Here is a 14,345-nt window from a genome sequence, read left to right as displayed (position 1 = left end):
ACCAATTACCAAATTCATTATGAAACTAATTTTATACAGTAAGCCGGGATGTCATTTATGCGAGGGTTTGCAGGAAAAATTGGAAACCATACTGCAAACCCAGGATTTAGCTTCTCTTGATTTTGAGGTGCGAGATATTACCACTCGTGAAGATTGGTTTGCTGCTTATCAGTATGAAGTGCCCGTACTGTGTGTAGCAAAAGATGATAGTTTGCAAACAATTCCCCGCCCTTCTCCCCGTACTTCGGTAAGTCAGTTAGAAAAAACTCTCCGGAAGTATATTTAAGTGTTTGTATATCGTGAAAAATGTTGCAGAATAAGCGCAAGCAATGCGTGTGACGAGGACGACGAAATGAAACTGCGTGAATTACTAGGTGCTATTGATAGTTTGTCCCAATTACCCCAGCATCCTGCTATGGATGCCGAAGTAAAGGGTTTGACAACAAATTCCCATGCTACCAATGTTGGGGATGTATTTATTGGAATGCCGGGTACGCGAGTTGATGGCGGAGATTTTTGGGAAAGCGCGATTAAAGCTGGTGCGATCGCTGCTGTAATTTCTCCTCAAGCTGCCCAAAAGTATCCTCCCCTTGCTCCTCCTTATCAAGAAGGAGTTGATGGAAATTCTCCTTTGGTTATCGTGGCGGCTGATATGACAAAAGCTTGCGCTCAGCTAGCTGCGGCTTTTTACGATTATCCCGGACACAAGTTAAAGTTAATTGGGGTAACTGGAACTAACGGTAAAACCACTACCAGCCATTTAATTGAATATTTTCTGGGGCAAGCTGAATTAGATGCTGCTTTGATGGGAACTTTGTATACTCGTTGGAAGGGGTTTGTTCAAACTGCTGCTTACACTACTCCGTTTGCAGTTGAGTTACAAAAACAGTTGAAAGCCGCTCTCGATGCTGGTAATGAGTATGGAACTATGGAAGTAAGTTCCCATGCTTTGGCACAAGGAAGGGTTTTGGGTTGCAAATTTGATGTTGGTGTATTTACCAACTTGACTCAAGATCACCTTGATTACCACAAGGATATGGAAGATTATTTTGCTGCTAAGAGCTTACTATTTGGTTCTGATTATCTTACCGGCAGGGCAATAATTAACGCCGATGACGTTTATGGTAAGCGGTTAATAAAATCTTTAAGTGAGCGCAAGGTATGGAGTTACAGCGTCAATGATTCCACTGCTGACTTATACATGAGCGAGTTGAGTTACGAACCTAATGGAGTCAACGGCACCTTACATACTCCAGAAGGTGAAGTAGCTTTTAGATCGCCTCTTGTAGGACAATTTAATCTAGAAAATCTATTAGCGGCTGTAGGAGCCGTTTTACACTTCGGTGTAGATTTACAATTAATAGCGTCGGCGATACCCAAATTTGAGGGAGTTCCCGGACGTATGGAGAGAGTCCAAATTAGCTCAAACCAAGATGTCAGCGTAATTGTAGATTATGCTCACACTCCCGATAGTTTGGAAAATTTATTAAAAGCATCGCGCCCATTTATTCCGGGTAAAATGATTTGCGTATTTGGCTGTGGTGGAGATAGAGACAAAACCAAGCGTCCCAAAATGGGTAAAATCGCCGCTCATTTAGCCGATTTAGCCGTAGTCACTTCCGATAATCCCCGCACTGAAGATCCAGAAGCCATTTTACAAGATGTTTTAACCGGAATTCCCGATACAGTGCAGCCAATGGTGATTGGCGATAGAGCTAGCGCTATCCGTACTGCAATTATGGAAGCAGAATCCGGAGACGGAATACTATTAGCCGGTAAAGGACATGAAGATTATCAAATCCTTGGTACTGAAAAAATACATTTTGACGATAGAGAACACGCCCGAGAAGCTTTAGAGGAAAGGATGAAGAATGGGTAATGGGTAATGGGTAATTGGTAATGGGTAATGGGGCATGGGTGATGGGAAGAAAATTAAATTTCGCAACTTTATTTTTAGTAGGGAACTTAACACGCTCCTACTACATATTAAATTCCTAACTCCTAACTTAATTTTCAATGCCCAATTAGCAATGCCCAATTACCCATTACCCAATTCCCAATGCCCAATTTTTAATTTTTTAATTTTTAATTTTCTATCTTTTTGTAAAAAAATCACACTTAGGGGGGAGAATCTAAGAAAGTATTATTTATTGCTAGATACTTCTTAGGTTTTCCTTCTTTTGTTTTCTCTAGTTGTTATGAATTTATCTCCACCTCAGAACTTATCTATTTATCAGTCGGCAATGAAAGTGCAATTGCCTCCAAAACCTTTAAATCTTAGTTGTACAACTTTGCTGTCTATGGTGAAGTCGCAAATTGATTTACTCATTGAGCAAGAAATTTCAGCTACTGTTGTGGCTAAATTTCCTCCGTTAGATATTTTTAACTCGCAATTAAAGCGGTATCGGCAGCATTTTGATAATCCGCTTATCTATAATTGCCAACTAGCTAAGGCTGGAGAAATAAACACAGAGGTTAACTCAAATACGCTGGCATCCATTGGCAATGATTCGGCTTCTGACTCCGGTTCAAAGCATAATTTGATACAAATGATTGCTGAGAATCGCCAAATTGAACGAGAATATTTTTTTATTGTTTTATCTGCTCAATTTTGCAGCTTGCTTTTGGCACATCGTCCCCTCAGGAAAGTTAAAAAGCAGATTTTAGATCGCAAAAGTAATCATCATATTCCGTCGCTGGTAACTGTCCAGACTTTTGACGGTAAAGTAATTGAGCAAGTATTAAATGCGATCAAAAACATAAGTAACTCAGAAGAATTTTTAGCAACACCTGAATTTAGTTATCCTCAAGAACCAAAATCTGCTTTAACTAGCCAATTATTTCTGGCACAAATTAAAAGACAAGAGCAAATAAATTCCCGAAAATATAAAAGCCGTTTCAGTAGTTTTAAAGAACAAAACAAAACACTCCAGACAAAGTTACAAGCAAAGGACGAATATCTCAGAAATGTGTGTCAAGAATTACTTTCACCCCTAACACACATAAAAACTGCACTTTCCTTATTAAATTCTCCTAGTATCAAAACTACCCAGCGACAGCGTTACTTGGACATGATTAAACGAGAGTGCGATCGCCAAAATTATTTGATGACTGGTGTAATGGATTTGGTAGAGTTGGAACGTAATTTGGAATCCACTTCTCTAGAACCTGTATGTTTGTCTGAGGTTGTACCAGGTGTTGTTAGCACTTACCAACCTTTGGCACAGGAAAGAGGCATCATGCTCGCGTATACCGTACCAAACGACCTACCATATGTTTGGTGCGTTAGCGGTGGATTAAGGCAAATAGTAATTAATCTTCTATCTAATTGTATAAAATTTACGCCAAACGGCGGTCAAGTTTGGGTAAGAACTCGGATTCAGCCAAATTACGTGCAGTTAGAATTCCGCGATACCGGTATAGGTATTCCAGAAAATGAAATTTCTAAAATATTTAATCGCTTTTACAAGGTGCGCCCAGTTGTTAACGAAGAAACAGGAAGCGCTGGTTTAGGTTTAACTATTGTAGAAAAGTTACTCCAACGTTGTGGAGGAAGCATATCCGTCTCTTCCATGCCGGGTGAAGGCTCTAGCTTTAAAGTACTTTTGCCTAGCGTCTCCCAGTGACAGGGGGAATAAGGAGAGTCGGAGACAAGATGAAGAATAATTTACTCATCACTTGCTACTTGATAATCCTAGCTTCCTACTCGCAATCCAAAATCCTTTAACCCTTGACTTTTAACCTTTGCTCTTTGAGCTTTTTCAATCCATATTGCTCAAATTTATCAAAGCAAGAATTTGAATTATTTACTCCTTCTAAAGGCAGATAAATCGTCAAAATTTCACCATGTTGAGGACGTTCGCGTACAATCAACTTGCCGCCGATAGCTTGAAATAAATGCTTCGTAGCAGCTAAATTCAGGCTTATTGTACCGGTTTCCGGCTGGAACATTAGAAGTTGACCAATTGCTTTGCGAATGGGTGGCGTATTAGAACATTGCGCTTGTTTTATATCTTGCGAAGAATTTGGCAGCAATTGCAGCTTTAATTGATCGCCAGCTTGAATTACTCGAACTTGAATATTACTACCTGCGGGTAAATTACGTGTAAAGTTTTCCATCAAGCCTGTAAGGACTCTATCAAGCATACCTGGGTTAGTTACCACCGCCGGTAATTGCTGCGGCACAAGTACATCCAAGGTTAAATTTCTTCGATTTGCAGCTTGCCGCCAGCGAGGAATACTTTGCTGCAACATTTGCTCCAAGCACATCGACGTTAGTTGAGAATTAGAAGGGTTTTGGGAAGAAGATGTTTCTAATTCCGCAGCCCTAAACAACAGCTCCATTCTGTCGATCTGCTCGGTACATTCGCGATCTATAGATTGCAATCTTTTAGTAACATTAGCAGGCAAATCTTTTTGCTTCAATAACAAACGGGTAGTAGTACGAATTGTTGTTAAAGGAGTACGCACTTCATGAGCGAAAGCCTGCAATAACTCAACATCCGAGCGAGATGAGGGTTTTGTTGAGGTAGCAGTAGAGTAGCTAGAGCAATGTGATTCTTCAACCTTGCTTTTAAATTCTCCCGCTCCTTTACCATGCAACTTTGTTCCTCTATCTTCAGTTTCCGGATACTTCGCCAGCAACAATTGACTGAACTGCATAACTAATCGATAATCAGGTGCAACCGGATAATATTCCTGTACTAAATTATCCAACTCCACAAATAAATCGGGATTAGTTAGCATTACCCTGCCCGCGAGAGCCTGCCATGCTTGACTAATTACTTCTGGATCGAAAGAAAATAAAAACTTACTTTTATCATTACTTTCTTCGGCTAAAACTAATATTAATGAAAACTTTTTAGTAAAAATTAAGCAAAACTGCTCCTTCGCCAATGGATCTACCCTCAGCAAAGGTAACACTGACTCATCGGAAATATTTTTCTGTGCTGCTTCGCTGCTGTCAGACATTTGAAAGGGCATCAAAGCCAAAGGGTTAAATGGCTTTGCCGTAAAAGTTACAGTCCGCAAACACTCCAAGAGCGTTGACTCGCACAATACAGGTGCAGGCGCAGCCAAAACTAATCCCTGATTCGTGACAGGTGTAACTACAGATAAAGAATTTAACAGCAGTTCTTGAGCAGCAGAAGCAGCTGTACGCCATTGTTGTCGTGCTTTATGCAACGAACATTCAGCTAGTGATGCTCCACTTGAAACTAAAATTTCCTTTAAACTCGGCAAAATCCACTTATACTCATACACAAGGTTTCACCCCTTTATTTCAAAGCGACTAACAGCTTCAGAAACTGGTGACTCACTACATATGAGCTTACCTAAAATGTGTCTTCTAACGAAAGGAGTAGAACCGAACAACTATAGGGGCGATTTCCGTTTTCAGTTACAAACACGCTTATTTACTAGGACTTATGCAACTGGAACATTTTGCTTGTAGGGTGCTGTGACAGTCCGCTTGATTTCTAACGCAATAATAAGGTTTTCCTGTCACGCACCAACCAAAACCTGATGACAATTACGTAAGTCCTGTTTACAAACACGCCTCAAATTAACACTCGCTACTTCCTACTCCCTAATTTCCTCCTCAAGATAAATGCACATGTTAACTAGAGATTGATTGCAATTTAAGTTTATTAAGCAAGAACATTAGTAGGACACGTAGGTCTAACTTTGATTATGACTGATTGTGGCGAACTACTAACTATATTAAATTGCTAAACGGAGATTTTAAATGAGTTTGGGCGAACATAAGCGTGCTGTTGGAACATTTTCGAGCCGCAAGAATATTGAAGATGCACTCCAAGAGCTTAAGGATGCTGGTTTCGATATGAATAAAGCTTCTGTAATTGCTAGAAATAGTGATGGCGATGGTGAAGTTGGTGGTATAGAGACTAAGGAACAGCTTGCCAACAAAACTGATGAAGTTGCTACTACCGGAGCCGTTACAGGTGGAGTTTTTGCAGGTATAACAGGTTTACTTGTGGGCTTGGGTAGTTTGGCTGTTCCGGGTGTTGGTGCAATATTGCTTGCTGGTGAAATTGCTACAACTTTGATTACAACTGTGGCTGGTGCTAGCATTGGTGCCGCTGCTGGTGGCTTATTAGGCGCGCTGGTGAGTTTGGGAATTCCTGAAGAACGAGCGAAAATATACAATCAACGAATTGAGCGCGGTGATTATCTATTAATTTTAGATGGCAGTGAAGCTTCTATTAGTAGTGCTGAGGTAATTGTAAAAAATCACGGGATTGAAGAATTTGAAATTTACGATGCTCCTAATTCCGCAGCCAATGATTCTGACTATATAAATTCTGCCCCCGATACTAATAATATTGAGCAAAATCCGAAGCCAATAGCGGGCAAGGATTCTAAAGTTGTAATTATTGACCATCGCGAGTCTGCTTTTTAATCAAATTTGTTCGCTGAATCGAATTGTTTGAATAGATGGGAATCGCTGCACTTACAGGGCGGCGAGGATGTCAAATCTTGCATCGGTAGTAGATGGAGGCTTTGCCTCCAAAGCCTATTTCTTACCTTAACCTGAGAAGCAAACTGTTTTTAAGCGCTACGCAACTGTAATAAGACGATTGCATTCGGCGTAACCGTGCGAGCGAACGCGATCTGCTAGTTGCGTAAGTCATAAATATTAGCAGGACTAAGGCTGCGCGTCACACAACTCGGATGGTGCCGTACACTCATTGCTTTATTATTCCCTTAACAATTAATCTGTGTACAAGCACCCTACAGCATAAATGTGCCAGTTGCGGCCATTCCTAATTAGATACCAAACTTTTTAATTATTTTTTTATATTCTATAAAATTTCTTTTCTACAGATAGATGCATCATATATTACGTAGCTTAATGTCTAATATAATTTTGGTTTAATTTATAAAACTATTCGATAGGAACTGCCTTGATGAAAAGCGTGTCTTATAAGAATGTATTTATGATTCTCTTATTAGTTTTCTCTTCACTATTCCAGAATTAATAATTTAATAATTTGCTTATAAAAACATCTTAAAACTGTCAAGAGTGTAAAGGGTGAGATTAGGATTGTTTTTTACCACATGAATACTCCTAAATAACTAAATTTCAGGAATAGGGTATTTTTTTGTTGAGACTGAAGCAGCAATCAGTTGTTAATTATTAATGATTAGTGCAATCATTTATTAAGCTTTCATATACACTTGTATTGCTTTTGACTTCGCGTAGGGCGTTAACACTTAATTGCAGGCAAAAAAAGTTGCAAAAAGTTACTTCAGTGTAAAGATAGATGAATTTGCTGCATTTAAGTTGTGCAAGCTGTTTTAAAGTTTGATTCTCAATTAGATTTAATAAACTAACAGCAACTTGAAAAAAAAGTGGCTAACTTTCACAAATTTGCTAACATCAAATAGCTGCTGTCCGGCGACATTACATGTAAGCATTTGAAAGTTATTGGCAAACGTGTCAGATTTTAAAAATGCAATTTCGTATTGTTGTGTCGTATATATCTAGTGGTTGGTTATGGAAATTCAAAGAAAGTGCTTCTTATAAGAGGTAATGCTATCTTTAGTTTTCGTCAAATTTAGTACCTCAAGTGGTGCTTACTCAAACTCATCTTCGATTGTTTTTAAACAGTCGCTCCTCAACACAACACACCGATTAATTTAATTGCTTTGAAGGATCTATAAGGAGATTCAAATGAAAAATTTTATTCCTCTTCTCATTAGCGGTATTTTGGTTACAGGTGCAGTTGGTTGTGGTGAAGAAGCCGCTAACACTGGTTCAGAAAATCCCAGTGCTACTAATGAGGCTTTACAACCTTCAGCAAGAGAAGCTAGTGAAACAGAAGGTTTAAATCAACCTTTAGGTCAATCTGGATCTGTTCCCGGAGCGGAAACCGCACCTAAAGATCCAGCTGCTGTAAGTGAAGGAGCAGATGCGTTAACAAGCGATTTATCAAAAGAAGTTAGTAAAAAGCTAAAAGAAAATTTACCAGCTAGCAACTTAGAAGTTAAAGAGCAAGAAGGAGTTGTTACCGTTGGCGGTACAGTTTCTTCTCAAGAAGAACTTCAACAAGTTGAACCTTTAACTAAAGGAGTTAAAGGCGTGAAAGGGGTAAACGTAGAAGCAAATGTTGAAGGTGCTGTTCCTGGTGCTGAAGGTGCTATTCCTGTTGCTCCCGAAGGTGCTGCTCCTGAAGGTACTAATCCTCAGTAGAAAATTCAAATTTCGCTCAAGTGTGTTGAGTCGAATTATTACCCGAAACAGGACTTAAGGTTAGTTAAGTCCTGTTTTTTTATGTTTTATTACTCAAAATTGGTAATTGGTAATTGGTAATCAAAAATTATCAAATCCTTAGTACTTTACCTGCGTAAACTCTCAATCAAGAAACCAAACCACGAGAAGTTGCTAGATAAACAGCAAAAGTTCCTAGCCAATGGCTACCAGCATAATGTTCGCTGACGGCATTTGCTAATCCAAGTTGACGATGAACAGCAGCAGTATTTATAAGTGTTTTAATGCGGCGATCGCCATTAGGTAATCCAGAAATTATTCCTTCTATCATCCAAGCTCGACTCAAATTTAGTCCGTAGAAGTGAGCTTGCATATAATCTTCAGCATCATTAACCTCAACGGGGTTTAACCAACTTGTATTATCAATTGGTATATCTGGAAGAAAATTAGTTAACCAGTCAGCAAAAGCATTTTTTGTAAGTGTTCTTCGTATCAAATCAGCTTCAGCAAGACAGGGTGAAAGAAAATCGTGTCCCAAGGGTTCAAATCTTAAAGAATGATTTCTATCCTGGAAATAAAACTGTTTTACTTTATCCTCAATTAAATGAATAAAGTCAGTATTTTTTGTGGTTTGCGCCCAGTCGAAAATCAAACCCAATCCAAAAGCCGTTTGCTTATGCATCCCAGTGCGATTGGGAACGATCAACTTTTTCAGCCAATGGTATAAGTTTTCGGCAATCTGTATTTCTAATGGTTGCAACGCCATCAAACATTGCTTCGCACAAACATCATCCCATTCACGAAGCTCGGCGACAAGCTGCAATAACCAAGCGACACCATAAGGAATTTCAAAACGAGGGTGATGCTTCAAATATGACACCTCTCCCTCAATATTTTCGGAAGTTAAACTTTTTTCTAAAGCTTGCTTTGCTGACAAACTAAAAGCTGCTTCTGGAAAACCGCGAGCTAAACGCGCAAGTAACCAGTGCCCATGTACCGAAGAATGCCAATCTAAACAACCGTAAAAAGCAGGAGTCAATTCTCGGGGTGGTTTTACGTCTTCATCGCTATTCAGCCAATAGATATTACTGTGAGGATATTCGCAATCGACGCAGTTTAAAACTAATTCTACTAATTTTGATGCAGTGGTTTGATTTATTTCCATCTTATTAGTTATCGATTTTATACGAAAAACCCAGTTATTTAAAAAATCGGGTTTCCTAATTAAACTTTTAAACTTTACTTAATCACCACTCATGATAAAGCCCCTCAACATAAGACATAATTTCTTCTTTTGGTAATCGAATTTTCGGCTTTTGCTGCGGATATAAACTTTCAACAGCTTTGCTATCTTGTTCAACAATTTTAGCCGTTGACTGTAAGAGCGAACGTTTAATTAAATCTCCGAATCCGGGTACATTAATTATAGGATTCCGCCAATTCGCATATAAAAGTACAAATGTCCGGGTTTGATTTTCTGTTTCTGGGTAAAGAATAAAGAATTGTAGAATTTCTCCGAGGGGAACTTCAGCTTTAAATAAAGTAGTTGATGGGAAATTATAAACTAACTGATTTTTAATCTTTTTCGGAAAAGTCATTAATGATGGATTCTGGAAGAGTTCCTGCATTGTATTGTCTTCCCGGAGAAAGGTTTGCACAACTTTAGCGTAATAACCATCCTTTTCAAAACTTTCTACTGGATTATCTTTAATTCTAAAAGTATCGTGATGAACTCCATTCTGGTGGTTAAAATCATAGTTAACCTTAATGCACTGCAAAAATTCAGCTTGAATAGTCGTATCACCTGCAATGCCTAAAAAACTTAATCCCTTGGTTTTCTCAGAAATCAAACTAGGAATAGGTAAACGAGGCTCAAAATTACCATAAGTCCAAATTAAGTCATCTTGAATAATTAAATTCAAGCTTTTTGCAATCGGTTCTCCTTTTACCTCTCCATCCTTAATAAGTCTACCTTTACCATCAAATTCCAGCGCGTGAAACGGACAAGTAATCGAGTTATGTTCCTTGCAAATCCAACCATTAGATAGAGGAGCTTGCATATGCGGACATACATTTTCTAAAGCATAAATTTCACCTTTTGCATTTTGCCAAATGACATAATCGCAGTTATTGAGCGTAATTTTATAAGGCTTATCGATACATAACATCGAACGGTGAGCAACTAACCAAGGGGCACCGGGAAGAATATAATTCATGAAATTATTCTCCTAATATTTAATTATTAACTCGTTCTGTAGTCGGAGCATCCTGCTCCCTAATTATTCAATACTTATTAAAGACTTTTAGCAAAACCCAACTGCTGTATCATTCCAAAAACATCAGCTTGACCCCAATGTTCTATAACTCTATTATCTACAATAGTATCAATATGTATAACTGAAAATTTGACTTGTTTTCCCGTCGGGGAGATTCCCATCAATTCCCCTTGATGAGTACCACTGAAAGTTCCGCGAGTGAGAACTTTATTACCTTCAGCAATAACATCTTCAAACAGGTGATAACCATCTGGAAATGCAGTAAATAATGACATTGCATACTGCATGAAATCATCAATTCCTTTACAAGGAATTGTATCCAATCCATGTCCGACTATATCAGCAGACATAAATTTTATACCTTGCTCAACATCTTGTTTATCAAAGGCTGCATACATTTTCAGCACGATTGCTTTGTTCTGTTCTAGTAACATATTTTCTACAACGATTTCTGCAAAAGTCTATTTTTAATCACTATAATTTGCAGATTTTCGACTTTCATTGACTTTGGTTAAGATTCTCTGTGTTTATTCACTCTCCGCTTTAATCTACTTAGAGATTCCGGTTCAATACCAAGATATGAAGCGAGATAATATTGAGGAATCCTTTGCAAAAGTTGGGGTTCAGTTTCTATCAACTTGAGATAGCGTTCTTGCGGAGTATCAATTAAAAGAGAAAGTAATTTGTCTCTCAATAGAAATGCTAAATCTTCAGCAACAAGTCTCAGTAATTTTTGTCCTCCCGGCGCATTTTCAAACAAGAGCATTGTTTGATGATTCAAAATCATAATTTCTGAATCTTCAATGGCTTGACAAGAAAAGCAAGCAGGTTTCCGTTTTTGAAAACTTTCATAATCTCCAAAAGTTTGATTTTCGGTATGAAAAAATAGAGTATATTCTTTACCGTCTTTCAATACAAAACTTCTCAAACAACCTTTGTAAGTAAAAGCGACAAAATCACAAACATCACCTTTATGAAACAATAATTTTCCCTTACTTACTTTTCTAGATTTTAAGCTCTCTTCGAGAAGATTTATATCAATTTTGAATTCAGGTGAAAGCTGCTGAATAAACGTATAAAATGATTGATGCATGAGAAAATTTTGATATTACTTTCACTTACAATTATTTTGGGAAAAGGTAAATCATAATCATAAAAATAGGCGAGCAAAGATGCCCACCTTACAAGAATATTACTTTTATTTACACAAAAACTTAATCTATATATTCCACAACTTCTTCCGTTTTGAAGCGAACTTTCGCCATATTTGCATACTTGTCACTAGGAAGACGATATCCAGCAGTACAAACAACTGCTGTACGATATCCTTTGTCTTTTAATCCCAAAACTTCATCGTACTTAGTTGGATCGATACCTTCCATTGCACAGGTATCAACTTCTAACATTGCCGCAGTAAACATAAAAAACCCTAAAGCAATGTAAACTTGTTTAGCTGACCATGCATCTTTATCAAAAACGTCAGAAGGTTGATCGAGAAAACCTTTAACCATATTAGCAAGACCTTCAAGCTTATCTACCGGAATATTTCGGACTTCTGACATCCTTGATAGATAAGTATCAACATCTTTCTCGTTTACACCTTCTTTAATAGCTAAAACTATTAAATGAGAAGCATCCACAACCTGTTTCTGTCCCCAGGAATGTTCTACTAATTGCTGACGAATTTCGGGATTGCCAACCACGAAGAATTTCCAAGGTTGCAATCCGAAGGATGAGGGTGAAAGTACCAGGCTTTGTTCCAATACTTTCCAAACATCTTCTGGTATCTTTTTGCTGGAGTCAAATTCTTTGGTAGCGTAACGCCATTCTAGTTGCTTGAGAACTTCTTGGGGTGCAAATGTTGTTGCGTTCATGTAGGAGTAAAAAAAAACAGCCAGTTTTAAAGATAAACGCAATTACAAATAATGGCTAGTTGATAATTCTTAACAGAATATCCATGATTTTCCATAATTATGCAAGTACCAATAGACATATTATATTGATTTAATTGCAATCAATGCTGCATGGTTTGGCGGAAGATTAAACTCACCATAACCGTTGACAATTTCAACTTGAAAACCAATTTGCTCGAGTAATTAGTCGTGCAAAATTAATTTTACATTTTTAAAACTTGAAGTTCTTGGGATTGCTTCGTTCCTGGCTTCGGACTATACACAATTAATTTTGCCTAAATACTTATAGTTTTAATTTTAAGGGTTTATATCAAACTTTAGAATCAAGAAGACAAAAAGTAAGGACACTGCATTGCTCTTCGGGAGTTGTAGCAAGTGTCCTGTTGTTAATTATCGAAGCAGTTTATGGTGTTACGATTACGGATTTTTAAACCAGGTATAAACGTGGTCGTTGGAACCTGCAATACCCATACCTACAATGTCATTTATTTGGGTTCCAATAGGCAAAGTATAGCTATAGGGCGCTCTATACTTATCCAGATTGTTGCTAGTACCCGAAGAAACCTTTCCGTCTCTGTACCAAGCATAAACATGGTCGTTGGAACCTGCAATACCCATAGCTACAATATCAGAGAATGATTTTCCAGGCGGTAAAGTGTAGTTATAAGGGGTTCTATACTTGTCCAAGTCTCTGCTAGTTCCTGAAGAAACTGTTCCGTCTTTGTACCATACATAAACATGGTCGTTAGAGCCTGCAATACCAATACCTACAATGTCCGAAGGAGTCTTTCCTGTAGGTAAACTATAGCGATAACGCTGTCTATACTTGTCTAAGTCATTGCTACGTCCTGAACTTACCGTTCCGTCTTTGTACCATACATAAACATGGTCGTTAGAGCCTGCAATACCCATACCCACAATGTCCGAGGCTGTTTTTCCCGCAGTAATAGTATAGTTATACAGCGCTCTGTATTTATCTAAGTCATTGCTACGTCCTGAACTAACAGAATTAGCTTGGACTGCAGCCATACCAGCGGTAGAACCCAAAACTGTCGCCAAAAGTGTTGAAATTAGAAGTCGTTTCATGATAATTAAGCATCTATTTTTTATATAAAGCTGTATGCAAATCAAAATTGATTCAACAGCTTTATATTAGTTATTTTGTTGTAGATTAAATAAAGTAGCCATAGGAGAAAATCAGGTATCAAAAATAATATTTATAGGAGAAAATCAGGTACTTACAAAATAAATGGGTAAGTATAATTCGCATATCCGAAAGCCCCATTTTTTCCAACTAAATTATCGGCATCGAATATTGGACGCTGAAAATCAACAGACTTTTGCCATTCTGCTAATTTATTGTGAATTTGAGCGGTTAATTTACCAAGTCTATTAAACAAGCTTATATCGTTGACTTGATGTCCAATAATCGGCGAGTCAATCCATGAAAGTATCGAAACAGGCTTAGATATTTCGTCAGCTTCAGCAATAGAAACAAAGCTATTTGAATTGTTGTAAATGGGCTTTTGATATTTGTAATGATTGCAACTGGCTAAATACTCGATGATTTTTGCTTCAGATTCTATCTCTTTAACAGTATTCTGCAATCCGCAATATACCCGAAGTAAGAAATTACCTCTTTCGGTAGATAATCCAAAAGTTGTATTTTCTAAATGTTTGATGAATTTTAGTTTGGAGGATTTAAAATTATATTGTTTGATTGCGCTATGAGCTATTTTGGTGCTGAGAGTAATTTGTTCTGCGGATGAATCTTTTTCCATATGCTCTAAACAATTTATTATGATTACCATAGATGGAGAAGATACACTTACTACCATAGTTTTATGTTTATATATCTCCTGGTTTAATTTCAGCAGAGATATTGAATTTTGGATCGATGGTCACCAGAAATTAAGGAATCGG

At 37.8% G+C, this 14,345-nt stretch carries 13 protein-coding genes; 5 read left to right on the top strand and 8 right to left on the bottom strand.

Annotated features, from left to right (window positions below; translation table 11 throughout):
* Positions 1–19: 19 nt before the first annotated feature.
* The 3 genes from RIV7116_RS29290 to RIV7116_RS29280 all read left to right on the top strand — a co-directional run bounded on the left by RIV7116_RS29290 (position 20) and on the right by RIV7116_RS29280 (position 3,626).
* Positions 20–286, top strand: a complete 267-nt coding sequence (locus RIV7116_RS29290) for a glutaredoxin family protein (protein WP_015121955.1) — start codon at positions 20–22, stop codon at positions 284–286.
* Positions 287–352: 66 nt separating this feature from the next.
* Positions 353–1,879, top strand: coding sequence for a UDP-N-acetylmuramoyl-L-alanyl-D-glutamate--2,6-diaminopimelate ligase (locus RIV7116_RS29285; RefSeq protein ID WP_015121954.1), 1,527 nt, complete (start codon positions 353–355; stop codon positions 1,877–1,879).
* Between the two features lie 319 nt (positions 1,880–2,198).
* Positions 2,199–3,626, top strand: a complete 1,428-nt coding sequence (locus RIV7116_RS29280; RefSeq protein ID WP_015121953.1) for a DICT sensory domain-containing protein — start codon at positions 2,199–2,201, stop codon at positions 3,624–3,626.
* A 97-nt stretch (positions 3,627–3,723) separates the two neighbouring features.
* On the opposite strand, the gene RIV7116_RS29275 is transcribed toward RIV7116_RS29280, so the two are convergent.
* A complete protein-coding gene (locus RIV7116_RS29275; protein WP_015121952.1) occupies positions 3,724–5,262 on the bottom strand; it encodes a histidine kinase dimerization/phospho-acceptor domain-containing protein in 1,539 nt (512 codons plus the stop codon).
* Positions 5,263–5,746: 484 nt separating this feature from the next.
* Here RIV7116_RS29275 and RIV7116_RS29270 point away from each other — a divergent pair, with 484 nt between their 5' ends.
* Both RIV7116_RS29270 and RIV7116_RS29265 read left to right on the top strand, forming a co-directional pair.
* Positions 5,747–6,421 carry a hypothetical protein gene (locus RIV7116_RS29270; RefSeq protein WP_015121951.1) on the top strand — a complete coding sequence of 225 codons (675 nt, stop codon included), beginning with the start codon at positions 5,747–5,749 and terminating at the stop codon, positions 6,419–6,421.
* A gap of 1,275 nt (positions 6,422–7,696) precedes the next feature.
* Positions 7,697–8,215: a BON domain-containing protein gene (locus RIV7116_RS29265; protein ID WP_015121950.1), complete on the top strand. Its 519-nt coding sequence runs from the start codon at positions 7,697–7,699 to the stop codon at positions 8,213–8,215.
* Between the two features lie 166 nt (positions 8,216–8,381).
* Here RIV7116_RS29265 and RIV7116_RS29260 read toward each other — a convergent pair whose 3' ends face one another.
* The 7 genes from RIV7116_RS29260 to RIV7116_RS29230 form a co-directional block, all read right to left on the bottom strand.
* Positions 8,382–9,398, bottom strand: coding sequence for a DUF2891 domain-containing protein (locus tag RIV7116_RS29260; protein WP_015121949.1), 1,017 nt, complete (start codon positions 9,396–9,398; stop codon positions 8,382–8,384).
* Positions 9,399–9,480: 82 nt separating this feature from the next.
* On the bottom strand, positions 9,481–10,449 hold the full coding sequence (locus tag RIV7116_RS29255; RefSeq protein ID WP_015121948.1) for a Rieske 2Fe-2S domain-containing protein: 969 nt from the start codon (positions 10,447–10,449) through the stop codon (positions 9,481–9,483).
* A gap of 77 nt (positions 10,450–10,526) precedes the next feature.
* Complete coding sequence (locus RIV7116_RS29250; protein WP_015121947.1) at positions 10,527–10,943, bottom strand: ester cyclase; 417 nt, start codon at positions 10,941–10,943, stop codon at positions 10,527–10,529.
* 77 nt (positions 10,944–11,020) lie between these two features.
* On the bottom strand, positions 11,021–11,602 hold the full coding sequence (locus tag RIV7116_RS29245) for a Crp/Fnr family transcriptional regulator (protein WP_015121946.1): 582 nt from the start codon (positions 11,600–11,602) through the stop codon (positions 11,021–11,023).
* 121 nt (positions 11,603–11,723) lie between these two features.
* Complete coding sequence (locus tag RIV7116_RS29240; protein WP_015121945.1) at positions 11,724–12,383, bottom strand: NAD(P)H-dependent oxidoreductase; 660 nt, start codon at positions 12,381–12,383, stop codon at positions 11,724–11,726.
* Between the two features lie 456 nt (positions 12,384–12,839).
* Entirely contained in the window at positions 12,840–13,508 is a 669-nt protein-coding gene (locus tag RIV7116_RS29235) for a hypothetical protein (protein WP_015121944.1), read from the bottom strand.
* 152 nt (positions 13,509–13,660) lie between these two features.
* A complete protein-coding gene (locus tag RIV7116_RS29230; protein ID WP_198287560.1) occupies positions 13,661–14,203 on the bottom strand; it encodes a hypothetical protein in 543 nt (180 codons plus the stop codon).
* Positions 14,204–14,345: the final 142 nt, after the last annotated feature.

Source organism: Rivularia sp. PCC 7116 (assembly GCF_000316665.1).
GTDB lineage: Bacteria > Cyanobacteriota > Cyanobacteriia > Cyanobacteriales > Nostocaceae > Rivularia.
Note: the sequence above shows the minus strand (reverse complement) of the source record. Positions and strands in the feature narration are given on the sequence as shown.

Excerpts from the sequence above, each read along its gene's own strand:
- RIV7116_RS29290 (WP_015121955.1), top strand. The coding sequence starts at position 20 with ATGAAACTAATTTTATACAGTAAGCCGGGATGTCATTTATGCGAGGGT.
- RIV7116_RS29285 (WP_015121954.1), top strand. The coding sequence starts at position 353 with ATGAAACTGCGTGAATTACTAGGTGCTATTGATAGTTTGTCCCAATTA.
- RIV7116_RS29280 (WP_015121953.1), top strand. The coding sequence starts at position 2,199 with ATGAATTTATCTCCACCTCAGAACTTATCTATTTATCAGTCGGCAATG.
- RIV7116_RS29270 (WP_015121951.1), top strand. The coding sequence starts at position 5,747 with ATGAGTTTGGGCGAACATAAGCGTGCTGTTGGAACATTTTCGAGCCGC.
- RIV7116_RS29265 (WP_015121950.1), top strand. The coding sequence starts at position 7,697 with ATGAAAAATTTTATTCCTCTTCTCATTAGCGGTATTTTGGTTACAGGT.
- RIV7116_RS29260 (WP_015121949.1), bottom strand. The coding sequence starts at position 9,398 with ATGGAAATAAATCAAACCACTGCATCAAAATTAGTAGAATTAGTTTTA.
- RIV7116_RS29255 (WP_015121948.1), bottom strand. The coding sequence starts at position 10,449 with ATGAATTATATTCTTCCCGGTGCCCCTTGGTTAGTTGCTCACCGTTCG.
- RIV7116_RS29250 (WP_015121947.1), bottom strand. The coding sequence starts at position 10,943 with ATGTTACTAGAACAGAACAAAGCAATCGTGCTGAAAATGTATGCAGCC.
- RIV7116_RS29245 (WP_015121946.1), bottom strand. The coding sequence starts at position 11,602 with ATGCATCAATCATTTTATACGTTTATTCAGCAGCTTTCACCTGAATTC.
- RIV7116_RS29240 (WP_015121945.1), bottom strand. The coding sequence starts at position 12,383 with ATGAACGCAACAACATTTGCACCCCAAGAAGTTCTCAAGCAACTAGAA.
- RIV7116_RS29235 (WP_015121944.1), bottom strand. The coding sequence starts at position 13,508 with ATGAAACGACTTCTAATTTCAACACTTTTGGCGACAGTTTTGGGTTCT.
- RIV7116_RS29230 (WP_198287560.1), bottom strand. The coding sequence starts at position 14,203 with ATGGAAAAAGATTCATCCGCAGAACAAATTACTCTCAGCACCAAAATA.